Origin of the sequence: Desulfamplus magnetovallimortis, from assembly GCF_900170035.1 — a bacterium.
In the GTDB taxonomy this organism is placed as follows: Bacteria; Desulfobacterota; Desulfobacteria; order Desulfobacterales; family Desulfobacteraceae; genus Desulfamplus; species Desulfamplus magnetovallimortis.
The window spans coordinates 212,828-218,827 of the sequence record NZ_LT828547.1; the positions used below are offsets into that span (position 1 = coordinate 212,828).

General features: G+C 40.1%; 5 protein-coding genes. 2 read left to right on the forward strand and 3 right to left on the reverse strand.

What is annotated here, in order from left to right; all coding sequences use genetic code 11:
* The first annotated feature begins 468 nt into the window (after positions 1–468).
* Complete coding sequence (locus MTBBW1_RS14945; RefSeq protein ID WP_080804607.1) at positions 469–1,281, forward strand: fumarylacetoacetate hydrolase family protein; 813 nt, start codon at positions 469–471, stop codon at positions 1,279–1,281.
* 148 nt (positions 1,282–1,429) lie between these two features.
* Here MTBBW1_RS14945 and MTBBW1_RS14950 read toward each other — a convergent pair whose 3' ends face one another.
* The 3 genes from MTBBW1_RS14950 to MTBBW1_RS14960 all read right to left on the reverse strand — a co-directional run bounded on the left by MTBBW1_RS14950 (position 1,430) and on the right by MTBBW1_RS14960 (position 5,093).
* Positions 1,430–2,572, reverse strand: a complete 1,143-nt coding sequence (locus tag MTBBW1_RS14950; protein ID WP_080804559.1) for a SprT-like domain-containing protein — start codon at positions 2,570–2,572, stop codon at positions 1,430–1,432.
* 345 nt (positions 2,573–2,917) lie between these two features.
* Complete coding sequence (locus MTBBW1_RS14955; RefSeq protein ID WP_080804560.1) at positions 2,918–4,489, reverse strand: RNA-binding domain-containing protein; 1,572 nt, start codon at positions 4,487–4,489, stop codon at positions 2,918–2,920.
* 157 nt (positions 4,490–4,646) lie between these two features.
* Positions 4,647–5,093: a hypothetical protein gene (locus tag MTBBW1_RS14960; RefSeq protein ID WP_080804561.1), complete on the reverse strand. Its 447-nt coding sequence runs from the start codon at positions 5,091–5,093 to the stop codon at positions 4,647–4,649.
* Positions 5,094–5,146: 53 nt separating this feature from the next.
* Here MTBBW1_RS14960 and MTBBW1_RS14965 point away from each other — a divergent pair, with 53 nt between their 5' ends.
* Positions 5,147–5,473, forward strand: coding sequence for a phage holin family protein (locus MTBBW1_RS14965; protein WP_080804562.1), 327 nt, complete (start codon positions 5,147–5,149; stop codon positions 5,471–5,473).
* Positions 5,474–6,000 lie beyond the last annotated feature (527 nt).

A 6,000-nucleotide genomic window follows, 5' to 3' on the forward strand; every position in this document is an offset into this window, starting at 1 on the left:
CATTAATTAACATGCATACCGATGCCAAAATTTACATGCATGGTGATGCCGAAGTTGACTTTTATTATTATGAATTGATATCATTTTCAATATATATTTTAATCAAAATCGACACCTATGGTCTTTTGAACCTCGCCAATAGTGTCTGAATCAGGATGCCCGGGATTAACAAGATAAAGCAGGATTCTCTATCTTGAACATCCTTTTCATCCTGGTTGTCCTGATTCAGATAAATGCAATAACTTCCGGGAAATCAATAAGGTGTCGATTTTGAGCATTTTAACGTGAAAAAACTTTCATGATTTTCATGGACGGAGATACTGTTTTATTTGGCAATAAACGGTCATGGCCGGCATTCAGCCACCCCCGAATATGGAAATTTGTATCTATTTCCACGGTAAAAATTTCAATATCACTACCGGCGTAATTACTCTTGCAAGGCTGGCAAAAACATTAATGGAGAAAACAATGAAAATAATCAGGTTTCTTGATGATAACAATAACGTGTGTACAGGTTGCGATTACCATGGAGATTCTGCAACCCTTATTGCACCGGATTTTTTTGCAAAACATGAAGTACTGGAACAAAAAGCAACAGTAAAAGAGCTCCTCCCTCCTTTTAACCCAGTGGCCATTTTATGCATTGGCCTAAATTACAGGATGCACGCAGAAGAGACCGGAATGCCGATTCCTGAAAACCCTGTGCTTTTTATGAAAAACCCTGCTGCTGTAACCGGACCCTTTGGAAAGATTGAACTCCCCTTGTCATGCCTTGATCCCCTCCAGGTTGACTATGAGGTTGAACTTGGTGTTGTTATCGGGAAGGATGCAAAAAATGTAAGCAAAGAAAAAGCCCTTAATCATGTTTATGGTTATACATGTGTAAATGATGTATCTGCCAGAAGATGGCAAAAGCATGGCGGTGGGGGGCAGTGGGTAAGGGGGAAAAGCTTTGACACTTTCTGTCCAATGGGGCCGGAACTTGTTACAGCCGATGAAATAGAAGACACCTGCAATCTTGAACTGGAGAGCCGACTTAATGGCCGTATTATGCAGCAGGGAAGCACATCTGACATGATTTTTTCAGTTGCAGACCTTATTTCCCGACTCTCCATTAGCACAACCCTTTTAACCGGAACACTTATACTTACCGGAACTCCAAGTGGTGTAGGTTTTGCCAGAACGCCTCCTGTATATCTAAAACCCGGTGATATCCTCGAAAGCTCCATAAAAGGCATTGGTACAATGATAAATCCTGTAGTTGCTGAAAATTCTTATTAAAAAGTCTCTATAACATACTGATATAAAAGACTTTAATGTTTCGTTGTGATGCGTCAGCAAACATGGAGGTTTATTAGAAGATTTTCATAACATACTGACATATAAAGGTTTTCATGCTTCGTTGTGTCAGATGGGGCTGCCATGTCCGTTATTGGGTGAGATACCCACCACCTGTTTTGCCGGAACTTGTAATCCCTTTGGATATGGTAAGGTTTTTGCCCTGTTCCATGCCTGAGTTGTAGGCAGAAGCACTTCTGGAATAATAGCTTGTCTTTTTACTTACAGTGTCAGGATGGCGTTTTTCATAGTAGAGGGCAAGTCGCTGATCTTCAATGGTCGCTGGAATATAGTCGTTACTTTGCTCTCTTCTTTGGGAGATCTCGGACTCTTTCTGCTGTTCCTCAAGTTTTTTCATGAACCCATAAAGAACTCCTGTCATGTACCCTGAGCGGCTGCGGCAGGAAGGGTTCGCCTTTTTGTACTGTTTCCAGCTTTGTTCCGCATAGCCAATTATATAGTTGAATACATAGTCTGCAATTTTCAGGTTTGTGGGGGTTCCGCTTATCTCAAATGCCTTGCCCCACTGTTGTTTTTCAGGCATGTAAATAAATAACCATATACCCCTTACAAAATAGAAGTTTGTAAGTATTGATGCTGCAAGGCTGTGATACTGACTCATTTTTAATGTCGGCTCTGTGATGATTATGGACTCAAATCCCCTTTTCCTGTCATGCCGGATCATATCAACATTGTATCTTGCAATAAGTTCATTTGCTTTTGCTGCTGCTGCTTCTGCTTCATGGTGGTTCCCCGAGGATGCAAGACTCATGAGTTTTTTTACCTTAATCATGATCCTGTCACTTTCACTGTTTTGATCCTCATCATTCCAAATCCTCTCTTCAAGGCTCTGGTAGTTGCCGGAAGCCTTTGGATTTGCACCTATTATTTGGCAACATTTATGGAAAATCTCTCCGTGGGGAGTCTCCCTGCTGCTGAGAGAGCTGGTTGATGCCATCTGGTGCGCCATCTCATGAAGGAACACCTCAAGAATGGAGTCCCAGCGTCCCCTGTTAACAAGCTCTCTGTTGAGCCTTATTTCATTATGTTCCTTGATCCACATTCCCAGCGTTTTGTGCATTTCAGATATGTTTATGACGGGCATACGAATGGAAGATGCAATTTCAGGGTATGCCAAGCATCTTTTTTTCACCAGCTCTTTCCATTGGTATTGCAGTTTCTGGATTATCCCTTTTTCGTAAGTTGTGTATAAATGTGTATAGTTATTATTCATTGTGTCTCTCAATTGTTGCTTGAAATATACTCAGTTGATTGTCAGCATGTTACGAATACTTTTTAATAACCCCCCATGTTTGCTTAGGAATGAGCACGAAATAAGATGCTCAATTATAATTTTCAAACGTACTGCCTGCAATGGTCGCCTGTTTTGAAATGGGCAAGTTATTTATGACTCATTCCTTACGCATAACAACGAAACATAAAAGTCCTTGCATATCAGTATGTGATAGAGACTTTCTAATAAAACACCCATGCCCTGGGGAGCACATCGAATCGCTAAAGTCTTCGAAACGTTAAAGTCTTTGTATATCGGTATGTTATGGAGCCTTTCTAAAAATATTTAATTCTGATCTGGCAAGGGTGGGTAACCTGGCTTTGAAATTTTCCAGTGACCGCCTCTGGCTGCGCCTATGCGGAGCAAAATGCCCTGCTGTTTAAGTTGAGCAATATGTTTTTCTACAGCTCTTGGAGTAATACCTATTTTTTCAGCAATGGTTCTGGCACTTATTTTGGGATTATCTGCAATACAGGCAAGTATTCTGGAACTTTTATTCGAATTGTTCTCCGAACTTTTCTCCGGACTTTTCTCCGGACTTTTCTCCGAACTTTTCTCCGAACTTTTCTCCGAACTTTTCTCCGAACTTTTCTCCGAACTTTTCTCCGAACTTTTCTCCGAACTTATCTCCGGATTTATCTCCGGATTTATCTCCGAACTTTTATTCAGAGCGTTGTTAATAGACTTTATGGATGTGGCTTGAATCTCTTCAGTTTCTACCGGACGCATAAAGAGCCAATCCACAAAATTTCCGCTTTCTTCCAGTTTAGGTTCAGGTGTGTTTGCCTGGTGACAAAGTTCTTTTATACGCGCCACTCCGCTTCCCCACTGTTCAATATAACCTAACGCTTTGAACACCCGTGCAATGACTTTGTTCCTAATTTCCGAACGACCTTTGATAACTTCTTTTAATGTAAGACCATTTGGAAAACCCCCTGGCGACACAATGTTCAGTGCATTATCATAAATACCGACTTTGATATCACGACCAAAATTGCTGTAATCACGATGTACCACCGCGTTTATCAAAGCCTCACGAATGGCAGGCATGGGAATTTCATAGTTTTCGGTTCTTTGTAAGCCTAAAATTTCAGCTCTCAGGTGCAAGTGATTTTTTACAAAATCCTCGGTGTTTGCCAATTGACTGAAGAGGTCGCCGGTGTACTCTTTTTTATCAATAAACACCGTCATGCTTGTACCTTTAAATCGACTGCATTTGATTTCCACATGTTCATAACAGCCTAACAAAATAAGAAGTCCATGGGTAGGACGCTCTTCTCCCTGTTCAGTTCTGATAAGCTTGAGACTGTGCAATTTTTCATCATTAAGGGGCTTGTTTACCTGACTGAAAGCATTATACAATGGAGATAAATCCAGTGTTTCAAGAGATGACTCCCAGGCAATCTGTTCATCAAAACTCTGATGCAGGCGCTGACGCTCAAGTTCCCGGATCATTTCAATGTCAGCCTGACGGTTGGTTGCACCCAGACGAATATAAACCCCTCTGTCACGCCCCCTGGATTTCAGATAATAGGGTAACTGTGTCCCCCTGTACACTTGTATAACCAAAACAGTTTTATTTAGAAGAGTTGCCAGATATATATTAGGCAGTAGAGCTGGCTGGCAGCAGTCATGTATCATTGATGCGATCTGATCCATCATTTCAAACTCATCGCCTTTGATACCAACTACTTTACGCTGGTCATCAATACCTATTATAAGTTTACCTCCGGATGTATTGGCAAATGCTGTCAGAGTTTTTGCCAGTTGATCTCCTTTAGGTAACTGTTGCTTAAACTCAAGGGTTTTTGACTCTCCTTGCTGAATTTCATCCCATAGTGGGTTTTCAAAGGTCATACTCAACCCCGCAAATTTTCTTTGATTGTCTTACTGGCATAATTCTTTCTCAGTTTTTTATTTTACAGGGTTGCATGAGTATTTGTCGGCATCTCCACCCAAAAGTGTAAAACTATTTCAGGTTTATGTGAAGTGTGTCAAAAGATATTACAAATGGTCATGCATTGAGATCCTGAAGTTGGCTGTCAAGCATATCAAACAGCCAGGGGTCAAGCAACTTGAGTTCATTTGGCCTTGCAGGTCTCCACATTGCTGAAAAAAGCTGCCTGTCAAATAATCTTGAGACACAGTTGATATTGGCTATTAGTATATCCTCCGGGTCACCATTACCGTTTACAATAATTTCTACCCAAAGGGTTTTTTCAATGTTAAGATTATATTTTTCGGCAATAATTTTTGCAAAATTCTGGATGTAGTTTCTAAGGGATGTGCCCTTGCCCCTGTTTTTGAGTATCACTGCATGGGATTTCAGATGCACCATGTTGGGAATATCAAGGGTAAGATCAACAATCCGCATCCAGTAAGAGCCAGGCCACCAGCATATTGGTTGTCTGCCGTCGGTGCTTCTGCCGTCCCATTCATAAATGCCGTCATGGATTATCATATTTTTTGCCTTTTTTGCAATTATAAACAAATTAAAAACGGAGGTATTATCAAATGATCTGGAATCTTATTCTTCTAAGCTGTGCTGTATTTGTGGTTGCCAATGTTCTACCAGGAATTTATATCAAAAATTACTGGACAGCTCTTGTTGTTGCCATTGTATATTCACTTGTCAGTTTTTTCACAGGCTGGCTGCTGATTCTTCTGACACTTCCTTTTATGATCATCACTTTTGGGCTGTTCAAATTTGTAATCAACGCTTTTTTGCTTTTCATTACAGACAAACTGGTCAGGGATTTTGAAATCAGGGATGGAATCACTACCCTTGTCGCAGCATTCTGTATAAGCATTGTTGATTATTTCCTAAAGTGGGTATTCTAAAAAATCAATCAAGCTCTTTTGATCTTCACAAAAGCTTTATCTCTTTTACAATAACACAGGAAATGTCAAAAAATAAGGTGTAGTGACTAAAAAAAACAGACTATGCATTTACATGCGAACACTTTTTTAAAGGTGTTGTTAATAGTGCATTTAAAGAGCCTCGCATCATTGTATCCTCTCCCTGCTATAATGTGTGGTACTATTTTGGGGTTTTTTCTTGACTTGTATTACAGATATTAATAGAACACCTGATATTGATAATAAACACTCGTTCACCTTTAATAGTTGTGTTTTTATTTTGTGTTAGCCGTAAAGCTGAGTAAATATGGTGAATACCATGCTTTTTAAATAACGCCCATGGCGGACACCCGCCACAATCGAAGGAATGAAAGTTTTTATATGTCAGTATGTTATGGAGGCTTTCTAATAAAACCCCCATGTTTGCTGACGCATCACAACGAAACATGAAAGTCGTTGTATATCAGCATGTTATGGAGGCTTTCTAATAAATCCTCATGATTGCGAAG

What these genes read in the sequence shown, in the direction of transcription:
- MTBBW1_RS14945 (WP_080804607.1), top strand. Translation starts at nt 469, where the DNA reads ATGAAAATAATCAGGTTTCTTGATGATAACAATAACGTGTGTACAGGT.
- MTBBW1_RS14950 (WP_080804559.1), bottom strand. Translation starts at nt 2,572, where the DNA reads ATGAATAATAACTATACACATTTATACACAACTTACGAAAAAGGGATA.
- MTBBW1_RS14955 (WP_080804560.1), bottom strand. Translation starts at nt 4,489, where the DNA reads ATGACCTTTGAAAACCCACTATGGGATGAAATTCAGCAAGGAGAGTCA.
- MTBBW1_RS14960 (WP_080804561.1), bottom strand. Translation starts at nt 5,093, where the DNA reads ATGATAATCCATGACGGCATTTATGAATGGGACGGCAGAAGCACCGAC.
- MTBBW1_RS14965 (WP_080804562.1), top strand. Translation starts at nt 5,147, where the DNA reads ATGATCTGGAATCTTATTCTTCTAAGCTGTGCTGTATTTGTGGTTGCC.